23 protein-coding genes are annotated in these 23,449 nt (G+C 41.8%); 10 read left to right on the forward strand and 13 right to left on the reverse strand.

Annotated elements, in window-relative coordinates; all coding sequences use genetic code 11:
- Positions 1–43: 43 nt before the first annotated feature.
- The 11 genes from atpB to WMO13_RS09205 all read right to left on the reverse strand — a co-directional run bounded on the left by atpB (position 44) and on the right by WMO13_RS09205 (position 8,496).
- Positions 44–865, reverse strand: coding sequence for a F0F1 ATP synthase subunit A (gene atpB, locus WMO13_RS09155; RefSeq protein WP_026878831.1), 822 nt, complete (start codon positions 863–865; stop codon positions 44–46).
- An 8-nt stretch (positions 866–873) separates the two neighbouring features.
- Complete coding sequence (locus tag WMO13_RS09160) at positions 874–1,227, reverse strand: ATP synthase subunit I (RefSeq protein WP_026878832.1); 354 nt, start codon at positions 1,225–1,227, stop codon at positions 874–876.
- Positions 1,228–1,311: 84 nt separating this feature from the next.
- On the reverse strand, positions 1,312–2,157 hold the full coding sequence (locus WMO13_RS09165) for a ParB/RepB/Spo0J family partition protein (RefSeq protein WP_051396211.1): 846 nt from the start codon (positions 2,155–2,157) through the stop codon (positions 1,312–1,314).
- Between the two features lie 29 nt (positions 2,158–2,186).
- Positions 2,187–2,972: a ParA family protein gene (locus WMO13_RS09170; protein ID WP_026878834.1), complete on the reverse strand. Its 786-nt coding sequence runs from the start codon at positions 2,970–2,972 to the stop codon at positions 2,187–2,189.
- A gap of 251 nt (positions 2,973–3,223) precedes the next feature.
- Positions 3,224–3,856 (reverse strand): 16S rRNA (guanine(527)-N(7))-methyltransferase RsmG, encoded by a 633-nt coding sequence (rsmG, locus tag WMO13_RS09175; RefSeq protein WP_026878835.1) that lies wholly within the window; start codon positions 3,854–3,856, stop codon positions 3,224–3,226.
- Between the two features lie 190 nt (positions 3,857–4,046).
- Entirely contained in the window at positions 4,047–5,252 is a 1,206-nt protein-coding gene (gene glp, locus WMO13_RS09180; protein WP_026878836.1) for a gephyrin-like molybdotransferase Glp, read from the reverse strand.
- A gap of 1 nt (position 5,253) precedes the next feature.
- Positions 5,254–5,937 carry a molybdenum cofactor guanylyltransferase MobA gene (gene mobA, locus WMO13_RS09185; protein WP_051396205.1) on the reverse strand — a complete coding sequence of 228 codons (684 nt, stop codon included), beginning with the start codon at positions 5,935–5,937 and terminating at the stop codon, positions 5,254–5,256.
- Between the two features lie 48 nt (positions 5,938–5,985).
- Positions 5,986–6,447, reverse strand: coding sequence for a molybdenum cofactor biosynthesis protein MoaE (locus WMO13_RS09190; RefSeq protein WP_026878837.1), 462 nt, complete (start codon positions 6,445–6,447; stop codon positions 5,986–5,988).
- Positions 6,448–6,451: 4 nt separating this feature from the next.
- A complete protein-coding gene (locus WMO13_RS09195) occupies positions 6,452–6,700 on the reverse strand; it encodes a MoaD/ThiS family protein (protein ID WP_026878838.1) in 249 nt (82 codons plus the stop codon).
- A gap of 173 nt (positions 6,701–6,873) precedes the next feature.
- Complete coding sequence (locus WMO13_RS09200; RefSeq protein WP_034855648.1) at positions 6,874–7,761, reverse strand: metal ABC transporter permease; 888 nt, start codon at positions 7,759–7,761, stop codon at positions 6,874–6,876.
- A 9-nt stretch (positions 7,762–7,770) separates the two neighbouring features.
- Positions 7,771–8,496: a metal ABC transporter ATP-binding protein gene (locus WMO13_RS09205; protein WP_026878840.1), complete on the reverse strand. Its 726-nt coding sequence runs from the start codon at positions 8,494–8,496 to the stop codon at positions 7,771–7,773.
- Between the two features lie 504 nt (positions 8,497–9,000).
- Between WMO13_RS09205 and WMO13_RS09210 the strand changes: the two genes are divergently transcribed.
- The 10 genes from WMO13_RS09210 (at position 9,001) to WMO13_RS09255 (ending at position 18,176) form a co-directional block, all read left to right on the forward strand.
- Positions 9,001–9,354, forward strand: a complete 354-nt coding sequence (locus WMO13_RS09210; protein ID WP_026878841.1) for a hypothetical protein — start codon at positions 9,001–9,003, stop codon at positions 9,352–9,354.
- A 41-nt stretch (positions 9,355–9,395) separates the two neighbouring features.
- Positions 9,396–10,220, forward strand: a complete 825-nt coding sequence (locus tag WMO13_RS09215) for a TatD family hydrolase (protein WP_026878842.1) — start codon at positions 9,396–9,398, stop codon at positions 10,218–10,220.
- Positions 10,221–10,388: 168 nt separating this feature from the next.
- Entirely contained in the window at positions 10,389–11,828 is a 1,440-nt protein-coding gene (gene hldE, locus WMO13_RS09220) for a bifunctional D-glycero-beta-D-manno-heptose-7-phosphate kinase/D-glycero-beta-D-manno-heptose 1-phosphate adenylyltransferase HldE (protein WP_026878843.1), read from the forward strand.
- A 278-nt stretch (positions 11,829–12,106) separates the two neighbouring features.
- A complete protein-coding gene (gene recA, locus WMO13_RS09225) occupies positions 12,107–13,159 on the forward strand; it encodes a recombinase RecA (protein ID WP_026878844.1) in 1,053 nt (350 codons plus the stop codon).
- Between the two features lie 281 nt (positions 13,160–13,440).
- Positions 13,441–14,367, forward strand: a complete 927-nt coding sequence (locus tag WMO13_RS09230) for an RluA family pseudouridine synthase (RefSeq protein ID WP_026878845.1) — start codon at positions 13,441–13,443, stop codon at positions 14,365–14,367.
- Positions 14,368–14,644: 277 nt separating this feature from the next.
- Positions 14,645–15,046, forward strand: a complete 402-nt coding sequence (ybgC, locus tag WMO13_RS09235) for a tol-pal system-associated acyl-CoA thioesterase (protein WP_026878846.1) — start codon at positions 14,645–14,647, stop codon at positions 15,044–15,046.
- Positions 15,047–15,060: 14 nt separating this feature from the next.
- Entirely contained in the window at positions 15,061–15,762 is a 702-nt protein-coding gene (gene tolQ, locus WMO13_RS09240; RefSeq protein WP_026878847.1) for a protein TolQ, read from the forward strand.
- 53 nt (positions 15,763–15,815) lie between these two features.
- Positions 15,816–16,244 carry a biopolymer transporter ExbD gene (locus WMO13_RS09245; protein ID WP_026878848.1) on the forward strand — a complete coding sequence of 143 codons (429 nt, stop codon included), beginning with the start codon at positions 15,816–15,818 and terminating at the stop codon, positions 16,242–16,244.
- A gap of 29 nt (positions 16,245–16,273) precedes the next feature.
- Positions 16,274–17,446, forward strand: coding sequence for a cell envelope integrity protein TolA (gene tolA, locus WMO13_RS09250; protein WP_342386845.1), 1,173 nt, complete (start codon positions 16,274–16,276; stop codon positions 17,444–17,446).
- 37 nt (positions 17,447–17,483) lie between these two features.
- Positions 17,484–18,176 (forward strand): cytochrome b/b6 domain-containing protein, encoded by a 693-nt coding sequence (locus tag WMO13_RS09255; protein WP_051396206.1) that lies wholly within the window; start codon positions 17,484–17,486, stop codon positions 18,174–18,176.
- A 514-nt stretch (positions 18,177–18,690) separates the two neighbouring features.
- Here the strand turns inward: WMO13_RS09255 and WMO13_RS09260 are convergent.
- Together WMO13_RS09260 and WMO13_RS09265 are read right to left on the reverse strand one after the other, a co-directional pair.
- Positions 18,691–19,272, reverse strand: a complete 582-nt coding sequence (locus tag WMO13_RS09260) for a peroxiredoxin (protein WP_051396207.1) — start codon at positions 19,270–19,272, stop codon at positions 18,691–18,693.
- A gap of 218 nt (positions 19,273–19,490) precedes the next feature.
- A complete protein-coding gene (locus WMO13_RS09265) occupies positions 19,491–23,108 on the reverse strand; it encodes an Rne/Rng family ribonuclease (RefSeq protein WP_051396208.1) in 3,618 nt (1,205 codons plus the stop codon).
- Positions 23,109–23,449 lie beyond the last annotated feature (341 nt).

The raw sequence follows: 23,449 nt of genomic DNA on the forward strand, positions 1-23,449 counted from the left end.
ATGTTAACAATAATTGACAAAACACAATCTTACGATTGATTCTTTAATGAGATTCATGCGCTTGACCTAGATAAACTAATGTCAATGTCATGAAAATATAAGCCTGTAATACTACGATTAAGATATGGAAGATTGCCCAAGCAGCGCCTGCGAAGATATGTAAACCCATACCCCAAAGAGTGCCTGTTGCGCCTAAAAGTGCAATCAACATAAAGATTAACTCACCGGCAAACATATTACCGAAAAGTCGCATTCCTAATGAGAATGCTTTTGAGATAAATTCAACGAGATTTAGCACAAAGTTTGCAGGTGCTAACCAGATACCGAAAGGTGCGCAGAATAGCTCTTTTACAAAGCCCATACCTTTCGCTTTAATTGAGTAGAAAATCACAACGGCTAATACAGCACATGACATCCCTAAGGTTGCACTTACATCTGCGGTAGGAAGAATTTTGTGATAGGGAATTGATTCTTTAAGACCAAATACATCAAGGATTTTATCCGCAAGGTCAATCGGTAAGAAGTCGAGTGAGTTCATCACCACGATCCAAAGAAATACAGTTAAACCTAATGGCGCAATAAAGCCTTGAGGGCCATTCACTAGAGTTCTTGATTGTTTTTCTGCAAATTCAACAAGAATTTCAACAAATGCTTGGAAGCGTCCAGGAACGCCTGCTGTCGCTTTGCGCGATGCTGCATAAAGAAAGAGCACAACAACGATACCACACAGAACAGACCAGAAAACAGTATCAAGATTGATGAGCCCAAAGTTAACAAATTCATCAGCAGCTTGTGGCGTGCCTCTTTGATTCAGGTTAACAAGGTGGTGTCCAATATATGATGCGTTTGTTAATTCACTAGCCATAGCTCTCTCTATATAATTACTTTATCTTTTCTTAAGGAAGATACCAACACATACCCCAATGGCACCTGTGTCACAATGATGATTCCTATCAGGAAAGCCAACAAATTCGGCTCCTTAATTATCATGATACTGATACCGAAGAGTAACACAATAACAAATTTATTTAAAAAGACGCCGATCCAAAAGAAAACTTTGTGGAATTTTAACAACGAAATATTAGCCGCCATAAATATATTGGGTATCAAAATAGAGATACCGGCAGCTAATAGAGAAATCGCTGTTACACCATCATATAGTAGCCAAGCGCTAATCGATATAATTAATAAAACAGCAAGTTGTACTCCCACAATCTTCGGAATCATACGATCCTCGCCTTTAAATTCTTGCCAAGATTATAGTCGGGCAATGAACCAAGGTCAACTTATTAGTAGCCTTTTTGTAGGCTTTTACATGGATCGTTTAATTTTCAATAAAATACCATCTAATTCATCTAATGAGTTATATCGAATCACGACTTCCCCTTTTCCTTTTTTACGTGTCTTAATCTCCGTCATCGCCCCCAAAATTTCACTTAAATTGCGTTCAAGCGACAAAAGATCAGGGTCTTTTTCAGTTTTTTTCATATCTTTAACATTGTCCGCAAGCTGAAGCTTTACCAATCGCTCAGTTTCACGAACCGTCAAAGATTGCTCAACCACTTGCATTGCAACCAGAAGTTGTTTCTTTGCAGTAAGCGGTAATAAGGCTCTTGCATGGCCCATATCGAGTTTACCTTCAGAGAGTAAGACTTGCACTTCCGGCGCAAGATCTAAAAGTCGTAGCGTGTTGGTAATTGATGAACGAGAACGCCCAATCACATCACCTACCTCTTGATGCGTCAAAGAGAACTCTTCGATTAAGCGTTTCAATGCAATCGCCGTTTCAACAGGATTGAGATCTTCCCGCTGAATATTTTCAATGAGAGCAACGGCTAAGGCTTCCTGGTCACTCATCTCTTTAAAGATTACAGGCACACGCTCTAACCCTGCAAGTTGCGCAGCTCTCCAGCGTCTTTCACCGGCTAAAATCTCAAAACGAGAATCCCCTTTCACGCTACGCACTACAATCGGTTGAATAATCCCTTGAGATTTAATGGAATTCGCCAATGCTTCAAGCGCCGATTCATCAAAGAAACGGCGAGGCTGATATTGCCCCGGCATTAATTTATCAATCGCTAACTCTTTCACCACAGATTTATCCACATTCGCCTGGCTATCTGTCGCAACTTCTGTGCTTTTTTGGCTTAGAAGCATCTCTAAGCCTCGACCTAATCCTCTTTTTTTCACGCTGACCTCTTTTTCTTACTGCGGGCAATCACTTCTCGAGCAAGCTCGATATATGCCTCTGCTCCTTTGGATTTTGCATCGTAAACCGTAATGGGCACACCATAACTCGGTGCTTCCGCCAATCTCACATTTCGAGGAATAATAGTTTCAAACATCTTCTCTTCAAAATGCGCTGTTAAATTCTCAGATACTTGTACGGCTAACGTATTACGACCATCATACATCGTCCGCAATACACCCATAATATTAAGCGCCGGATTAGTACTCTCTTTCACTGTCGAGATGGTCTCAATTAACCCAGAAATCCCTTCTAAAGCATAATATTCACACTGCACTGGGATAATCAGATCTGTCGCTACTGCAAACGCATTAAGTGTCAACATATTCAATGAAGGAGCGCAATCGAGCACGATGTAATCAAAATTACTCAAAATAGGCGCTAACACTTCTTTTAAGCGATAAACACCATTCGTTTCTTGCGCAAGAATCACCTCAACTCCTGTTAAATCGCCATTTGCACCAATCAGGCGCATATTCGCTTGCTCTAAATCTAAAATGGCATCCGCTAAAGAGGCTTCTCCTAATAATAAATCAACAATCCCATATTCTAATGCCTGCTTATCAACGCCTATTCCGGTCGTTGCATTACCTTGCGGATCGAGATCGATCAAAAGTACATTCGGACGAACTTTACTCTGCGTTAAAGCTGCGGCTAAATTTACCGCCGTTGTTGTCTTCCCAACGCCACCTTTCTGATTTGCTACTGCAATAATGGTTGCCAATTGCGCCTTCCTTTATCTGTTTCAACTCATCATTCAATATCATGATCACTCTCCGACTAACGGAAAATCTCACTATCTCAATATTGATTTTGTTTATTTTCATTCAAATAACATTATGTTTCAAATAGATTTTACGCATTTACACTGATTCTAATCATAAAGACCCATTCTCAATGCACGCTCACTGCATCTCAATATATGCAATTGACCCATCTTGAACATAACAACTCATCTATTATGATAATCTTATCCTATCTTTTCAAAAGGATGAGATGTCTCTCTTCCTCTAAATGAGGAACCTGCAAGGTCATAATTTCACGATGTGGAAATCCTGTGACATTTTGCCACTCGGCATCGATCCACTTGCCTTTCATTGCGACCATACTCCCCTCAGCTTTCAAAAGATGCTCCGACCACTTCACCATATCCTCGCCACTTGCAAAAGCACGAGAAAGCACTGCATCAAACCTCTCTTCAGGTTGATAATCCTGCACTCTTGAAGTAATGATCGTGACATTATCCAACCCCAGCTCAAGCTTCATCTGCGTGAGGAATCGTGTTCGCTTTGTGGCACTATCAAGTAGCGTCCAAGCGCATTCCGGCATCACGATAGAGAGCGGAATCCCCGGCAATCCGGCACCGGTTCCTACATCAATGAATCGCCCCTCCGGAAAACGCACCCGAAGCTCAGGCACTAAAACTAGAGAATCTAAGAGATGTTTGATAATCATCTCCCTAGGCTCTGTAATCGCAGTCAAATTATAAGCCCGATTCCACAAGAGCATCCCTTGCAAATAGCGGGTCAGTTTATCACAAGCTACATCGTCAATGACAAAAGTGAGCTCTGATAATGCAAGCTTCACCATCTCTTGATTGATACTCATCGGGTATTATCCTTTATTCTCTATCTATTAGTAGGCACATTTATCAAATAAGCGCCTATTTTTACTGCACTTCAACTCTTTAAGCCGCCTCAAATTCTACTCTACAATTCTATAATTCTTGAACGCAACAAGGGATACAATCTGCATCCCTTATTCGCTATTTCATATTACAATTTATTTACGATGATATTCACCCTTTTAGCGGCATTTCTTTAGGTAGCGGATAAATTCTCACACGACTACCTTTAGCAGTTGCCTGATTCTCTTTCATCTCAATTAGACAATTGGCATCACTCAAACCACTAAGCATCGCCGACCCTTGTCGTCCGACAGAATCCACAAAATATTCACCACGCTCATCTTGATAGAAATTGCCTCGTAAAAATTCCCGGCGAGGTTGAATTTTATCACTTCCAAAATTAATCGTTGCCATTAATTGTGGCAATTGTGGCGAAAGACCCATCAATTTTTTGAGCGCCGGGTAAGCCAATAGATAGAAGGTTGCATAAGCTGAAACAGGATTTCCCGGCAACATCAAGATATGGCATTGACCAATTTTCCCCCAACCAAAAGGTTTTCCGGGCTTAATGGCTAATTTCCACATATTCAGCTCGCCCAATTCTGTGATCGCTTTAGCAATAAAGTCTGCCTCACCCACTGAAGCACCACCGCTTAGGATAATCAGATCATTCTCTTTTGCAGCGCGAGTCAATGCCGACAATACATCCTCATAGTTATCACGTAAAATACCACCATCCGTGACATTGCCTAATTCATGAGTCCACGCCAACAACTGATAACGATTGGCATCAAAAATCTCACTCTCCGTAATGGTTTCCCAAGGCTCTTTGAGTTCATTCCCCGTTGAGAATACCGTCATACGAAGCGGCGCATAAACATCCACTTCCCAAACACCTTGGGATGCCAGAAGCGCAATTGCTGCAGGATCAAGCAGATGCCCTTTATGAAATAGTACCGCACCCTTTTTAATCTCTTCCGCTTTATAACGAATATTTTGCCCGCTTGCGATCGATTCCATCAACATCAAAGTCGAGCCTTCAACCTTTGTCTGCTCCTGCATTACAACGGTGGTACTATTCCCCGGAACCTTTGCACCGGTAAAAATACGCGCAGCTTCCCCCGGCTCTAACGAGGATGAGACCGCATCCCCTGCTAAAATACGTTCAACAATCCGAAACTCTAAACGATCCCCCTCAGGATCACAGAGCGCATAACCATCCATCGCGCTGTTATCAAATTGTGGCGTATCGTAATTCGCAACGACATCCATAGCGAGTTGTCGATTATAAGCCTGAGAGAGCGGCAGGCGCTCTACTGTACGCTCAAGCGTCATTCCCGCAAGCAATTCCCGTAATGCTACATCATAACTTTTCATCTTATTTTTCCTCTAACTTATGAATATCATCGATACTATTACAATTTAAAAAAGCTGTTTCAGATTGAAAGCGGACAGGTTGAGCTTCTACACTTTCAAGTAATGCTCGAATCCGTAGTTGATCTGTTTCTAATAATGCCTCGATACATTGCAGATCGGCCACCATTCCTTGCAGATAGAGATAGTGCCCCCGTTCTGCTGTCGTGGCATAAGTTGTCTTGACTCCATTAGAGCTCTCTTCCCTTGCCCTTTGTAGAGTTGCAACAAGGTCTGTCGGAATAAAAGGTCCATCACAACTCACAACTTGTAGACAATCGGTTGCTTTTAAATGCGGCAACAATGAAGCAATTCCTGCTAATGGCCCTTTACCACGCCATTTTGATAAGTCTTGAATCACCGGCAACCCAAAGGCTTCATACATTGCAATATCATTATTTGCAGAGAGATAGAGCTGATCGACTTGCGGTTGTAAACGGTCAATCACGTATGCAACTAAAGGTTTTCCTTCAAGCGACACTAACCCCTTATTACGATACCCCATCCGTCGCCCTTCTCCGCCGGCAAGAATGAGACCGATCATACGAGAGGCTTTTTGGGGGGCTTCTTCATCCCTCAGATTATCGATTGCTTTATCAGCTTCTTTATTGATCTCGTTATCGTTCGCTTTCCGCGCTGTTTGCCTCATTACTCCCCTCGTGATCTTTCTATCCGCTCTCTATCTGCTCTCTATTTACTACACGTCCCAACGCGCAAGGACATCTTGATCCGATTGTTTAGCCTCAACCCAATGACTCTCACCATTTTTAAGATGCTCTTTCTTCCAGAAAGGCGCTTCAGTCTTGAGGTAATCCATAATAAATTGCGCAGCTAAAAAGGCATCTAACCGGTGTTTCGCCGTCACCATTAAGAGCACAATCGCCTCATCGCCGTATAATTCCCCCACACGATGAATGACACTACAACCGGCAATTGCCCACTTTTGACTTGCTAGCTCAATAATTCGTGTAATCTCTCGCTCTGTTAAACCGGGGAAATGCTCAAGCTCCATTTTTTCTAATGCAACCGCTTGATCAAACTCCCGTACCATTCCTTGAAAGAGGACTAACGCACCGGCATCGCCTGATTGCGTAAGTAATCGCTTACTCTCAGCTTCTAAGGCAAAGGGCTCTGTTTGAATTCGTACTTCACAATACACAATATTATCCTCCTGTTACTGGCGGTAAAAAGGCGACGCGATCCCCTGATTTTAACGCAACCGGTGTAAAGATAATCTCATCATTGACCACCACTCGGAAGATCTTTTCCGGCGCTAAGGCACTATTCCAAGCCTCATCTCGCGCTCTCAATTGCATTAAAAGCTGCTCTGTATCACCCGATTCCCAAGCAATAGACTCTTCATTACAATGTAGCTGATCTTTTAGATTGCCAAAATAGGTAATTGTTATCATCTTTTCTCCTTCACTGAACACATACAATCTCTATAGCCTGCTCAGCTTTTCATTTATAAGCTTAATGGTCTTCTATCTCCATCAAGCGTTTTTCTTTCAATATTTCGTTCAATATCTATTTCAATAGAACGTTCAATGTTATTCGCATCATCTTCCCACTATGGGGACAAATGTCATCCTTTTCGATGCCTCTTGCCACTTTTTTGTCGTAAAACCCCACCTTCAGCACCTAATAGTAATGAAATAAGGTAAAAACCAGCCAACACTAAAACGATCATCGGCCCTGAAGCAATGTCGTAGTGAACAGAAGCCACCAATCCAATATAAGCCCCCAAAATTCCAAGTGCCATTGAGATCAACAACACGCGCTCCATACGATTACTCCAGAGCCTTGCACAAATGGCCGGAATCATCATCATACCAACCGTCATTAATGTTCCAAGTACCTGAAATGAGGCCACAAGATTGAGTACCACCAAAAAGAGAAACATTCCATAATAAAAGAGACCTCGAGGTGTTTTCAGTGCCAAATAGAGTGGGTCAATAATATAGAGTAATAGTGGCCGATAAATCAGTGCCAATAGAATCAAAGTTGCCACCAACACAATCCAGATAAATCGAAGCGATTCCCCATCAACAGCTAATACCGAACCGAATAAAATATGCAATAGATCTGCTTGCGTCCCCATCTGCATAATGAGTACAACACCAAGCGCCAACGAAAAGAGATAGAGCGCGGCAAAGCTCGCATCCTCTTTAAGATTAGTATAATGGGCAATAATTGAGGCTAAGATCGCAATGAATACGCCGGCCAACACGCCTCCGAGACTCATTGCATAAATATTAAAGCCAAAAAAGAGAAAGGCGAGCGCAATTCCCGGCAATACACCGTGACTTAACGCATCCCCTACTAAACTCATACGATTCAGTAGTAAAAATACGCCGACCAAGCCTGAAGAGACCGCGATCATAATAGAAGCCGCTAAAGCTCGCTTTAAAAAGGGCAGCATAATAAAAGGATCAATCAAAAGCTCCTGCAATAATGCCCATATCTCACTCATTACACTCACTTAAGGCACCTCGCACCAAGCATCACTCTCCCAACCAAGGGAAACGGATTCTGCTTTCAATAGATTCTGATCATTAATAACTTCGCTACTTCGGCCAAAAGCGATCTTCTCCCGCGCCAAAATAAGCGTATTGCTAAAGTACTGTTTCGCAAGTGTCAGATCATGTAATACGGTAATCACCGTTTTACCGAGCGCTTCCCACTTAGCAATCAGCCCACAAAGCTCCTGTGTTGTCCTTGCATCCATTGCGTTAAAGGGCTCATCGAGCAGTATCAGATCCGCTTCTTCTACCACGATTCTCGCAAAGAGGGCCTTTTGAAATTGCCCGCCAGAAAGAGAATCGATACTGCGATCTCCAAAATGCTCTAACCCAACAAAAGCAAGCGCCGCTTCGACTCGCGCATAAGCCTCTTTTGATAGACGACTTAGCAAACCCATTTGATCCAATGCGCCAGCACTCACCAACTCAAAAAGAGTTAATGGCAGATCCCGACGAATCTCCGAAATTTGCGAGAGATAACTCACCTTACAATTGGCCGACTTAATAATCTCGCCTTCCGAAAAAGGTACAAGCCCCATCACCGCTTTCAGCAACGTACTCTTCCCGGCGCCATTAGGACCGATAATGGCACTACTTTCACCTTTAGGAAAAATTACTGATAGATGATGCACTACAGGAAATTTCTTATAGGTTACCGTTAAATTGGAAATCTCTAGGGCATTCATACGATCACCTTATCCCAATAAACCCACTGCTTCAATGCTTTGAGTTTGATCGCACGCTCTCTCATTGACCTACTTCCTCTTTTGATACCTATATAAATATATGTCACGCTATGCGCCACTTTGCCCTTGGCGAGTAAAGACAAGTCATAACCCGCTTATAACTTCCGTTACAACCTAATTATCTACGCTCTATTTCACCGTCCGTTTACCATCAATTACTATAGATATACTATAGATAATTCATACTACAGAACTGCCATATCATACCGCAAAACCCTCTAAGATGTCTCTTTCCCCAGTATTTTCTCACCGTTTTCTCACCGTTTTCCCTAAAAAAGCAGGTAACCTGCCCTAAAATATCCTATTGATAAGATCAAAAAGGATAAGTTTCACCGATCTTCATGAGAGTGATACAATACTTCCCATTATCAACAATGATTATTCAGATAGCCCATTGGTTTCAGATGATCCTTGGGTCAAATATGCGATATAAGGCAGATAAATATGAGTACGATGAGACTTGTGACTGTAAAATTCAAAAATGCAAAACAACTAGCTGAATTTTATCTCCCATTCCTTAAAAGAGGCGGATTCTACTTTGCTACAAATGAGCACGACAAAGTCAATCTCCATGAGCGAGTTCAACTCTCTATTGAATTACCCGATGGGGATACAACACCGATTGAGGCTGAAGGTATTGTTGCGATGATCAATATTGCTAATGCCGAAAAACCGCACCATATCACCGACTTTGAAGGATTGGCTGTAGCAATCGATAAAGCACCTGATTTTCTCTTTACCCGTATTCAATCCCTTCTCAAAATGCATCAAGCAACACAATCTCAAACATCAGCCTAAAGAACTGTTGACCCCTTATAAGCAATATAATAACAACCACTATGACGACTATGAAACCGACTTTTATCGATTCCCATTGCCACCTTGATATGCTTGATTTAACGGCTTTTGAGGGCGATATTGCCCCGTTATTGGAAACCATTAAAGCTGAAAATGTAACAGAGATGCTCTGTGTTGGCGTCAATATAGAGAAGTGGGAAGCGATGGCGAAACTTGTCACCCCCTACCCTAATATCTATCTCTCGGTGGGTGTTCACCCTGGCTATATTCCCGAGGTTAAAGCCCCTTCCGAAACCCATTTTGCACCGATGCTTGCGAATCCTAAAGTGATTGCCATCGGTGAAACCGGGCTTGATTACCATTATGGAGCGGATCATAAAATTGCTCAGCAAGCGGCATTTATTACACAAATTGAGATTGCTAGAAATCACCAAAAGCCGCTCATTATCCATACAAGAGATGCCCGAGCTGATACGATCTCGATTCTCAAAGCAGAAAAAGCCGATGATGTCGGTGGAATCCTCCACTGTTTTACGGAAAATTGGGAAATGGGTAAAAAAGGATTAGACTTAGGTTTTTACCTCTCCTTTAGTGGCATTATCACCTTTAAAAATGCCTCAGAACTGCGAGAAGTGGTTGCTAAAACCCCCTTAGATCGAATGCTTATTGAGACAGATTCCCCTTACTTAACGCCGGTTCCTTATCGCGGAAAAGCAAATCATCCAGGGCTAGTGCCGTATGTTGCTAAAATGATTGCAGAAGTGAAACAGATCTCCGTGGAAGAAGTGGCAAGACAGACCACAGATAATTTCCATAAGCTCTTTGCTAAGCCGATCTCTCGCTATCACGATTCTTTGAATAGTTGATTTTAACTAGCTGACTTTAAATATCTGATTTTGAATCACTCATTTTATATAGTTAATTGCGTATAGCTAACCCTACAAATTATTACTGTAAATTATCCATTGTTACCTATTATTCATCTCGCAAAGCCCTTTAAGGTCATTGCTTGAATATCAAATTGTGAGAATGTTATGACACAACCCACTGCTAAAATTGCCGTTTTTGGCGACATTATGATCGATAGTTACTGGATGGGCTCAACAGAGCGTATCTCTCCTGAATCCCCTGTCCCTGTAGTGAATGTCAATCACACTGAAAATCGCCTTGGCGGTGCGGCCAACGTGGCCCTTAATATTAGTAAAATGAACGTTGATGTAACGCTCTGCGGTTTAGTGGGAACGGATAAAAATGCTGCGGATCTCATTGCCTTATGTCAAGAGAATCAGATCGCAACAGACTTCATTGCCGAAGCTTCCTTCCCTACGATCGTTAAGCTTCGGGTCATTAGCCGGCAACAACACATTGTTCGCTGTGATTTTGAAGAGAAACCTCAGCTCACTGAAGCTCTCAAAAATCGTATTATCACCCAAGCTAAAGCCATTATTGATCAGCATGATTTGATTATCCTCTCTGATTACAACAAAGGTTTTCTCACAGATCCACAAACGCTGATTCAATATGCGAGAAGCCAAGGAAAAATAGTAATCATCGATCCGAAAGGCAGTGATTTTAGCAAATATCGTGGCGCTTCCTTAATTACACCGAATACCAGTGAATTTGAGGGAGTTGTCGGCAAATGCCCTGATGAAGCGATACTTTTTGCGCAAGCAGAAGCCCTGCGAGATCAGCTACAACTCGATGCTCTATTAGTAACACGCAGTGAAAAAGGAATGACACTATTTGAAGAGAATAAAGAATCTGTTACGTTCTCAGCTAAAGCGCAAGATGTCTTCGATGTGACGGGGGCCGGCGATACAGTCATTGCAATGATCGCTACCCAGTTAGCAAAAGGCACGCCGTTACCGGAAGCATGTAAAATTGCCAATGTAGCCGCATCCATCGTTGTAGGAAAAATGGGGGCATCATATGTCACCCAAGAAGAGCTCGATTATGCCCTTGGTCAATCGGATCGCCCCCATAATCTTGTACTCTCGAAAGAAGCGCTGCTTCATGAAGTCAAACGCGCCAAAATGAACAAAGAGACAATCGTTATGACGAATGGTTGCTTTGATCTTCTACATCGTGGTCATGTTAAATATCTCGAAGAGGCGAGCAAACTTGGGCATCATCTCATCGTTGCCCTCAACTCTGATGCCTCTGTGAAGCGCCTTAAAGGGGAAACGCGCCCCATTATGGATGAAGTGAGCCGAGCCACCGTTCTTGCCTCGCTTTCCTCTGTTGCGTGGGTCACTATCTTCGATGAAGAGACACCTGAATCGCTCATTAAGGCGGTACTTCCGGATGTGTTAGTCAAAGGAAGTGACTATCAAGTGAATGAAATTGCCGGTGCTCAAGCCGTCATTGATCATGGGGGGCGCGTAGAGTTAATCGATTTTATTGATGGTTACTCCACAACAAATGCGATTGAAAAAATCAAAGCAAGCTTACAAGCAGAAGCTTCAAAAGCTTGATTATAACGTGCTAGTATCAATAAAGAATAAAAAATAATACAAAAATGTAATAATTAATTTGCAAAGCCTCTGCGCAAAAGTCAAAATATGTGCCATAATTATCTGCATCAGAAGTTAATTTTCAAACGTTTGTATGGATCGATGAGCGTTGAACTACTGTCTCTACTCTAGTTCTTCTCCATAAAAGGTTGAAATACTGCTCGCAGAAATCATCACAAACACTATGTATTAGATAGTCATTACTATTTTGGCCCTAACATTAATAAGGACTTATTAAGATGGATGAAAATAAACGCAAAGCCCTCCAGGCTGCTCTTGGGCAGATCGATCGCCAATTTGGAAAAGGATCGGTAATGCGCTTAGGCGACCAACAAGCCGCAACTAATATTACACCTGTTTCAACGGGTTCATTAGGGCTAGATATTGCCCTTGGCATCGGCGGTCTACCGAGAGGCCGAATTGTTGAAATTTTTGGTCCTGAATCATCAGGTAAAACAACACTTACACTCCATGTGATCGCAGAAGCACAAAAAGCCGGTGGTACAGCTGCATTTATCGATGCAGAGCATGCCCTTGACCCTACGTATGCAGCAAAACTGGGGGTGGATGTTGAGAATCTCTACATTGCTCAACCCGATAATGGCGAACAAGCACTTGAGATTACCGATACTTTAGTGCGCTCTGGTGCGATTGACATCATCGTCGTCGATTCCGTGGCGGCGCTCACTCCTAAAGCAGAAATTGAAGGTGAGATGGGCGATTCCCACATGGGCTTACAAGCTCGTTTGATGAGTCAAGCCTTACGTAAATTAACAGCCAATATCCAAAAATCCAATACCCTTGTGATTTTCATCAACCAGATCCGGATGAAGATCGGCGTGATGTTTGGTAACCCTGAAACAACAACGGGCGGTAACGCGCTTAAATTCTACTCTTCTGTTCGCCTTGATATTCGTCGCACCGGTGCTGTCAAGAAAGGTGATGAAGTGATTGGTTCAGATACCCGCGTTCGCGTCGTAAAAAATAAAGTTGCGCCACCTTTCAGAGAAGCAAAATTTGAAATTATGTATGGTTCAGGTATCGATACATTAGGTGAGGTCATTGATCTCGGTGTTGAAGCAGGTATCGTGGATAAAGCCGGTGCTTGGTATAGCTACAATGATACCCGTCTTGGTCAAGGTAAAGAGAATGCGAAACAATACTTCAGAGAGAATGAAGCATTAGCGAAAGAAGTAGAACAAAAAGTTCGTGAGCATTACATCACAACGCCAGCGCCTCTCGTCGGTGAAATCGATGATGAAGAAGATGATCTCTTAAGTATAGATGAGTAAATTAGACGGTTACTCAAATTACTTACCAGCAATACATCTCTAATCACGGTTAAAATAGCGCTATTAAGGCGCTATTTTGTTATGATGCGCTTTAATATGACCTGAATATTGCGTTAAGATTTCGTTAAGATTTCGTTAAGATTTATCCATTATCTTAAAATCATTCATATTCAAAATAACTTATCAATAAAGCGCATCAATAACACAGTAACGACGGATAAGCCTATTTAAAAACATCTTCTTTAAATTTTCAGATTATTACCCATTGATTACTCATCTCTATGCAAACAAACACTACAGAGTTTCAGCAAGCTTCTATGGTAGAAGTATCACAACATCAAGCCGGGCAACGCCTTGATAATTTCCTGATGGCGCAATTTCGAGGATTACCCAAAGGCCGAATCTATCAGATGATTCGTAAGGGTGAAGTTCGTATTAATAAAGGCCGTGCAAAGCCAACAACACGATTAGAAGCCGGAGATCTTGTCCGTCTTCCCCCCGTTAAAATAGCCACTAAAATAGAAGTTGAGATCCCAGAATCGGCATGGCGTGCACTTAAACCTACCATTATTTTTGAGAATGATGATTTTTTAGTAATCGATAAACCCAGCGGACTTGCTGTTCACAAGGGCTCCCAAGTCCCTTTTGGTATTATTGAAATCCTCAAAGCTTTTGGAGGAAATGACTTCTATGAATTAGTCCAACGGCTTGATCGAGCTACAAGTGGCCTTCTACTGATTGCCAAAACAGGACAAGCATTACGACAACTGCAAGAACATAAACTCGCTCGCACCTATGAGCTACTTGTCGCCGGCAATTGGGCGGATCGATTTACTGAAAAAACAACAATTATTACTGATCCTTTAGACACAGAAAACCGACAGAATGGTGAGCGACATGTGATTGTTTCAGAATCAGGAAAACCGGCAGAAACACACTTTACCTGTCTTGATGCAACGAACAGAATCTCTCATTTACAAGCCGATCTTCAAACCGGGAGAACCCATCAGATTCGAGTACATAGTGCCCATCACGGCTTCCCGTTGCTCGGCGACAGTCGTTATAACCCACATTTTAATCTCGAAAATATTGCACATCAACGTCTAGCGCTCCATGCGGTTAGACTCTGCTTTAATCTAGATGGGAAAGCTTATGAATTTAATTCCCCATTCCCCATAGAACTTCATAAGCTACTAGTAAAACCATAGAAACGCTTAGAAATGCATAGAAACACATCAATAAATCAAATAATTAGCAAGATTTAAGTTTTAAAGTAAAATTGTAAATCATTAGTGTATATTTTGATAAACGACGAAATTTTCAAAGATATCAGGTAAAATAGAGCAAATTTAAAATAGATGATGATCCTTAATGCACAGATATAAATGTCATCACTCTAATAAGGATTTCAACAAGATTGTTAACAAACACCTCAATCGCATATCGATATAAGATTCTAGATATACATAGATATAGGGCAAAAGGATGACGCAACAAGATCAGGAAACGGCACTATTTGAACTACCGGTTCGAGTCTATTATGAAGATACTGATGCCGGTGGTATCGTCTATCACGCAACCTATCTACATTATATGGAACGGGCACGCAGTGAATGGCTTATGAGTAAGGGAATTAACCTCAATACTTATGCCCAAACCGATGAGACAATGTTCGTCGTGCGTAAACTCGATATTGAATATCGTCAGCCGGCGGTACTTTGTGATAAGCTCATCGTTCGCACTCGTCTGATTCAACGAGAGAAGGTTCGCGCCCTGTTTGAACAAACGATTTTGCGAGATGATACTATTTTAACCATTGGTCGTGTGGAGATCGTAACACTCAATAGTGTTACTAAACGTCCTAAACCCCTTCCTGACTTCTTTTAAACGAGGATTTTGAGATGACTTCTGATTTACAATTTTGGCACCTCATTGCCAGCGCGAGTTTTCCTGTCAAAATCATTATGTTGATTTTGGCTTTAATGTTGGTGATCACCATCTTCTTAATTTGGAAGAAATATATCTCTATTAAGCTCGCAAAACACCGTATCAATCAATTTGAAAAACTTTTTTGGTCCGGCGTTGATATCAATCAACTCGCAGCAGATGCAGCCCGAAAAGGGAAAAGCTGTAGTGGTCTTGAAAAAGTATTCTTATCAGGATTTCAAGAATTTATTCGCCTTAAAAACTATGCTCAATATAGCCCTGATTTTATCGTTTCAAGTGTTAAAAATGCGATGTTCGCAGAGACACAACGGGAAGAGAGCATCATTCAAAAATACCTACCTTGGCTTGCAACGATCGGTTCTGTAGCGCCTTATATTGGTCTATTAGGAACAGTGATCGGGGTGATGAACTCTTTCAGCGCTTTAGGTGCGGTCAAACAAGTCACGCTTGCTCAAGTCGCGCCGGGAATTTCAGAGGCGCTTATTGCAACAGCCATTGGCCTATTAGCAGCGATTCCGGCAGTGATGGCATTCAATAAATTTAGCAATGATATCAACAGCACCATGACTCGCTATGATAGCTTTATTGATGAATTTGCCAATATTCTTGCACGTCAATATGTACAGCTTGTACAAAAACCGAGCATTCACAAGTAAAGCTTGTTAATCATAGTCTGCCCATATCAAGATACGTGAATAGAGGTTAATCAATGAGACGCCAGCGACGCGAAGCAAAACTCAATGCCAATATGAATATCGTCCCTTATGTCGATGTCATGTTTGTACTGTTAACAATCTTTATGGTCACTGCAACCACTATCTCTGTCGGAATCGATGTCGATCCGCCACAAACAGATAGCAGTCAAGCGGTTGCCGTAGAAGGGGATCAGATGATGGTGATCTCTGTAGATAGTGAGGGGAATTTCTACTTTAATCTCGCCGATGAGCCAGATCGAGTGCTCAGCGAAGGGGAAATTTTAGATCTTGCCCACCTGCTCTTTACCGAAAACCCGAATATTAAAGCGCTTGTCAAAGGGGATAAGACGGCACCTTATGGTCGAATCATTGATGCTATGAGCTTACTGCAGCGGGTTACGCAACAAAATGTACAGCTTATGACTACCCCATTTGAAGAGTAACGCAACCCACTCTAAGGCGGGGATCTATTATGAATCGTCAAAATCAAGATAAAATTATCAATATTGTCAGCGCAGTTCTCACCGGTTTAGTCTTTATCGGTGTAGGGTTATTCACTTACAGTAACTATGAGAAGCCAAAGCCGGCCTCTATCAATCCTGAGTTTAAAATCAGCGATGAAAATAAAGTGCAGCAGAGCGAGCGCATTGATACTGAAGTCGTTGAGAATGAACTCAATCGACTCGCTGAAGAGAAACGAGCAGAAGAAGCTCGTATTGCTGCCGAAAAAGCGAGAGTTGCCGCTGAGCGTAAAGCGGCAGAAGAGCGTCGAATTGCAGAAGAGAAAGCTAAAGTAGAAGCTGCGAAAAGAGCCGCTGAAGCAAAACGACTTGCTGAAGAAAAAGCAAAAGCGGAAGCGGCTAGAAAGGAAGCTGAGGCAAAACGCATAGCCGAAGAAACAGCCAAAGCGGAAGCTGCTAAAAAAGCAGCTGAGGCAAAACGCATAGCCGAAGAAACAGCCAAAGCAGAAGCTGCGAAAAGAGCCTCTGAGGCAAAACGCATAGCCGAAGAAACAGCCAAAGCGGAAGCGGCTAGAAAGGAAGCTGAAGCAAAACGACTTGCCGAAGAAACAGCCAAAGCAGAAGCCGCGAAAAAAGCCGCTGAAGCAAAACGATTAGCAGAAGAGAAAGCCAAAGCGGAAGCCGCGAAAAAAGCCGCTGAAGAGAAGCGATTAGCGGAAGAGAAAGCCAAAGCAGAAGCCGCGAAAAAAGCCGCTGAAGCAAAACGATTAGCACAAGAGAAAGCCAAAGCGGAAGCCGCGAAAAAAGCCGCTGAAGAGAAACGATTAGCACAAGAGAAAGCCAAGGCCGAGGCGGAAGCGGCACGCATTGCCGATGAAAATGCTCGTATTGCCGCCGCACTTAATAATGATTATCTTGCAAAAGTTCAATCTTATTTGGAATCATTCTGGACAAATCCGATTGGAAATTATGGTCTAGAAGCGACTGTACAATTTCAAGTCAAAGAAGATGGCACCATTGTTGGGGATCCTAAAATCGTTAAAAGCAGTGGCAATGAAAATTTTGATGATAGTGTGTTTGTTGCTATTTTGACCGCCACAAAAATCCCTATGCCTGATGACCCTCTTGTGAGAAAATACCTCGCAAAAGAGGGATTTGAGTTAGTTTTTAAATCAAAAAACTAACTTCCGTTACAAATATTGATAGCATAAAGGAGTTATCATGATTAAGGTTTGGGATCTACCCACCCGTGTTTTTCATTGGACGCTAGTTTTAGCGATGATTGTCTGTGTTTATACCTCTTATAATTTTTCTGATTATTATAATTTCGGTCCCATTGGTAGCTATTCAGCAATGGCGCTTCATCAATATGCCGGCATACTCATTGTAGCGCTCTTAATATTCCGTGTGATTTGGGGAATTTTTGGTTCTACAACATCTCGTTTTAGTGACTTTATCAAAGGCCCATCTCATATCATTAATTATCTCAAAGCATCAAAAACCCCAACAGAAGGACACAATCCTTTAGGGGCTTTAATGGTTGTGGCACTAATCCTGATGTTACTCGTACAAGTTGCAACAGGTCTATTTCTAGAAGATAATACTTATCTCTTTTCTAATGCTCCCCTTTCAGAACATATTAGCGGCGCATTACGTGGAGATTTCCTCTCTATCCATGCCGGTGGTCGCGCCGTACTTCTTTGGCTAATTGGTCTACATATCGCCGCCGTATTTGCTTATCTCATCATTAAAAAACAAAACTTAATTCGCACAATGGTCACAGGTAAACGCGCACTGAAACAGGCTCATACACCTAATCATGCAGCGATTCAAAAAGATCGCTCACTGATCGGTATTATTCTACTGATTGCGATTGTTGTGCTAACCTACTATATTCTCTTTAATGTTGTATAAACAGCAATATAGGTTCCACATGAAACAATCACGAAGTCTATTTTTAAGTTCGATCTGGCAGAGATTACTGTATGCGATCATTCTATTGATTCCATTAAGCCTACTCTGCTTTTGGGCACTACAATAAAACTGCAGTCTTCAAGATAGTTCGAGTAAACAGATCTCTAGAAACAGGTCACTAGTGATCATCTCTTAAATCCCTTTCGATCAGCTTTAATCTCGTCGGAGGGGTTTTTTATAGCAAGATCGGTACAAAATACATCTATTCAAATGCCGGCGCATCAAGTTCTCAGAAGCAAAGAAGCTATTCTATCGGGCATCTTGTACGTGTTGTTTAATAAGGTTACCCTTCCCTCCCAAACTCAGATTTCTCTAGGGTAATAAAAAGAGCCGGGTATTTAAATACCCGGCTCTATCATTATCATATGCTTATAGCCTATTGACTATAAATCTTTAAATTGTCATCTAACCAATCATCGTATCACAAGGATTCGGTATGATTTGACGATTCAAATTAAAGTGTTGCACCACCAACAGGACGGTTACATGGGCAAAGCTCATCAGTTTGAAGTGCATCAAGGATACGTAAAACTTCAGGAACATTACGACCAACGCTATCTGGGTTTACAGAAACGTGTTGGATAACATTGTGTGGGTCAACGATGAAAGTTGCACGTAAGCAAACACCTGAGTTCTCATCACGAACACCAAGCATATCCACTAATTCACCCGCTGGATCACCAAATGAGTAATGGTTTAATTTATCCAAATCTGGATGGTCGCGTCTCCAAGCAAGTTTACAGAATTCGTTATCTGTAGAACCGCCCATTAATACTGCATCACGATCTTCAAATTCTTTTGCAATTTTACCGAACTCAACGATTTCAGTTGGGCAAACAAATGTAAAGTCTTTTGGATAGAAGTAAATCACTTTCCATTTACCTGGGAATGATTTTTCTGTGATTGTTTCAAATGCAGATTCACCATTCTCTTCAGGATTATTAAAACCTGGTTTAGCAGCAACCACTTCAAATGGTTCTAAAGTGTCACCTACTGTTTTAGGAATACGATATGTAAAGTCTGTTTCAAAAGCCATTGAAAACTCCTTATTTAAACAAAGTGATTCGGAAACTAATTGGAATGAAGATTATTTCTCCACTCTCGACATAATCTATAATAGGGGCTTTCTTCCGACAATTCAATGGATAGACTCATTGAATTATCGAAAGGCTCTTATAATTATTATTAATGATGCGAAATTTAAAATAATTATCCCCTATTAAAGCTAGATTATTCCTCATAACAGAGAGCTTCTTATGAAGAAGTCTTATCTGAATCTGTCGAAGCCTGACTGGTAGATTCTGATTTTCCAGCTTCTACTGCCGCTTTAGGCTCTGAATTTCCTTTTTTATTAGGCAATACATCATCAGAGACAATCACTTTCGTCCGATTTTTCGCTTTTGAACGCGTAGGTTTTCCCGGTTTAATTGTCCGGCCACCTTTGCGCCCGCGATTATTCGAAGGACGTTTATCTTGGACTTCTTCTTTAGTTTCCTCTGTCGTTTTTTCCTCTTTTGCCACTTCTTCTTTTATCGTTTCTACAGCTTTTGACGTATCTGTGTCGTTGCTTTTTTCCTGATTCGCACTATCTTGTGCATTCTCTACAACTACAGCCGCTGTTGCGATAGCTTCTTGTACAACTGAATCTTCAGATACTTCTGCTGCCTTCGCAGTGATTTCAGTCGTTAGAGAGTCTGAACTATTTATCACTTCAGCTTCTTTAGGCTCCATAGCAACATTTTGCACTACGTCAGATTCGACAACCTTCTCTGCAACGTTATTGGTTTCTAAAGTATCTGCCGGCACAGTGACTTCCTCTGAGTGATTCGTATCAGCAGTATGAGTAGATTCCACTGAAGTCGATGTAACCACTACAGCTGCAGTATCTTGAACATCAGTTGTAATGACAGCCTCTGCTTTATTATCTGCCAACTCGGTGACTTCTAGTGCTGAAGAAAAGCTATCAGACTCCATAACAGAAGACTCTACCGATGGCATGGATACATCCTGTTTTGCTTCAGTAGCGACAGAAACAGCCTCTTGATTAGCGACAGAAGTTGTGCTCTCTACAATTACTGTATCCACATTTGCCGCAACGGGGGTCGTCATTGAATTCTCCGCTGAGTGGGTTTCTGAACTCGCTTCAATCGCATCTGTCGATTCTAAAGCATCAGCCTCAATCATCTTTATCGCTCTACGATTACGACCTTTGCTAATCGTCATTTTCTGCACAGAATCATTCTCTAATGCAATCACTGCCACCGTTGCCGCAATGGTTTTCTCAGGTTTTGTAATAATATCCATTGCATCATCTGAGATTACAGGGCGTATTGATTCTACGGCTTTCTTCTCATTAGATACCGGCTCACTCACGATCTCTTTAACCTGCTCTTTTGCAATACGAGGACGGCCTTGACGAATAACCCGCTCTTCAACTTTATCGCCGACAGTCACCTGAATAACCTCTTCCCCTTTCTCATTAATCACGCTATCAGGATCCCGTTTTTCAGGACGACTCTGCTTATTACTGCGACGTGAACGATTTTGAGATGAGGAACGACTCTCCTGTTTTGCACCTTTTTCTTGCGCATTATTCTCGACAGAATCTCTCTTTTTCGCGTCATTATCTTTAGCCGTATTCTCTTTAGTATCGTGATCCGGCGTTACCGCTTGATTACGAGATTTGCGATCATTATCTCTCGCCTCATTTCGATCATTACGGCCTTTCCCCTCATTATTTCTCACTTGAGATTTTTGATCTTGCTGACGATTCACTTGGTTATCATTCTCTTGCTTCGATTGCCGGCGAGACTGATCATTCCCTGAGCCATTTTGCTCATTACGTCTACGGTCATTATTACGATCACTACGTTCGTTATTGCGATCATTACTTCGGTCATTCTGCCCATTACGGCGATTACCTTTCTGCCCCTGATTATTGCTTTCACGAGTTGACTCTTCAGCATTCGCATTCTGATTAAACTCAGCCCCTAAATCAACCTCGCGTTCAATCGTTTCAATCGTATTGCGACTTGGATGATTATGGCGCTGATTACGTTGACGATTACTATTATTACCCCGTGCACGATTACCATTTTTATTGTTACGCTGATTTTTGTTATCTCGCGGTTTTTTATTATTCTCTTTACTCTCTGTTTGCGCCTCATCCTTCGCGAAGAAACCTTTAATATAGCTTAGAATACTGTTCAAAAGCGTTTGAGATTTAGCCAAAATGTCTGCTTTTTTCTCTGCTATTACTACTTTTGGCGGTGGTGCAATGGGTGAGATACCAGAAACAACCGGCTTCTCCATCACTTTTTTACTCTGTATGACAGCCTCACTACGCATATCTTCTAAGGTCACTTCTTCCTTAATAAGATGCGTTTCACTATCTTCCCCAACAATTTCGTCACTCACACGATAGCGTGTTATTTTGAAATGAGGTGTGTCTAAATGCGTATCCGGAATAATAATAACGCGAACATTTAAACGCGCTTCAATGTCTTCAACATCTGCTCGTTTTTCATTTAAGAGATAAACTGCAACGTTGACCGGAACCTGAATGACAAGCTCAGAGGTTTTCTCTTTAAGGGATTCCTCCTCGATCAAACGCAAAATACCAAGTGCTAATGATTTCGTATCCCGAATCGTACCTTGTCCCTCACAACGAGGGCAGACAATATGAGATGTTTCATCTAACGAAGGGCGAAGACGTTGACGTGACATCTCAAGTAGACCAAAACGAGAAATCTGTCCTACTTGAATACGCGCACGATCTGAAGCAAGCGCATCGTGAAGTGCACTCTCTACTTTCCGTTGATTCTTACTCTCAAGCATATCGATAAAGTCGATCACCACTAAACCGCCAAGGTCTCGTAACTTTAACTGACGCGCGATCTCTTCTGCTGCCTCAAGGTTCGTATTAAGTGCTGTATCTTCAATATCAGCTCCTTTTGTTGAACGCCCCGAGTTAATATCGATCGATACTAATGCTTCTGTATGGTCAAAAACGAGAGCACCCCCAGAAGGAAGACGGACATTTCGCTCATAAGCAGTTTGAATTTGTGACTCTACTTGGAAACGGGTAAAGAGTGGTACTTGATCTTCATAGAGTTTAATCTTATCGCCAATTTGCGGCATAATATTATTGATAAAGATCTCTGCTTCTTTGAAGACCTCTTCATCATCGATCAAAATCTCACCAATATCGCTACGATAATAATCCCGAAGTGCGCGAATAATAATATTACTCTCTTGGAAAATAAGGAGTGGTGCAGGCTTTTTACCGGCATCTAAAATCGCTTCCCAAAGCATAATGAGATAGTCTAAATCCCACTGTAATTCTTCTGCTGTCCGCCCCATTCCCGCAGTACGAACGATAATCCCCATCTCTTCAGGAATTGCAAGCGCCGACATCGCATCACGAATCTCTGCACGCTGTTTACCAGAAATGCGACGAGAGACTCCTCCCGCTTTAGGGTTGTTCGGCATTAAAACAAGATAACGACCCGCAAGAGAGACATACGTTGTTAAAGCCGCGCCTTTATTACCCCGCTCTTCTCGCTCTACTTGCACAATAAGTTCTGTGCCCTCTTCAAGTTGATCCTTCACTGACAATGAATGATCGCCTGGATTTTTGTAGTACTCTCTTGCGATCTCTTTAAAAGGCAAGAATCCATGGCGCTCTGAACCATAATCTACGAAACATGCTTCAAGCGAAGGTTCAATTCGTGTAATTTTCCCTTTATAGATATTGGCTTTTTTCTGTTTTGTTGCCACATTTTCAATATCTAAATCATATAAGTGTTGCCCATCCACTAGGGCTACGCGCATCTCTTCTTGTTGAGTCGCGTTAATTAGCATCCGCTTCATTTTTTCTCCAGTACAGTAGCTAACATCTCTTTTTGGGGCTACACCTGTCGCCCTATGACGCTGTAAATAGGTTATTAAATTACTCCATCACAACGTCTTGTGGTTTACTTCTTAATTTCTAAGGTCACAATTACGGTTTATTCTCCCGTTCAATGTCTCGTAATGAAATTCCACCGATCGCTTTAGATCATCTAGACTACCAAGAGCCGTTAAAAAATGATGATCCACGAATTGTGATTTTTGTGATTGATTACGTATTTAAATTGTGTCTCGAAAATAGAAGAGAACGCCTTATTATAGACATTCATCAAGTGATTACCCTATTTGAAAAAGATCATGCT

Source organism: Ignatzschineria larvae DSM 13226 (assembly GCF_038500265.1).
GTDB classification, from domain to species: domain Bacteria; phylum Pseudomonadota; class Gammaproteobacteria; order Cardiobacteriales; family Wohlfahrtiimonadaceae; genus Ignatzschineria; species Ignatzschineria larvae.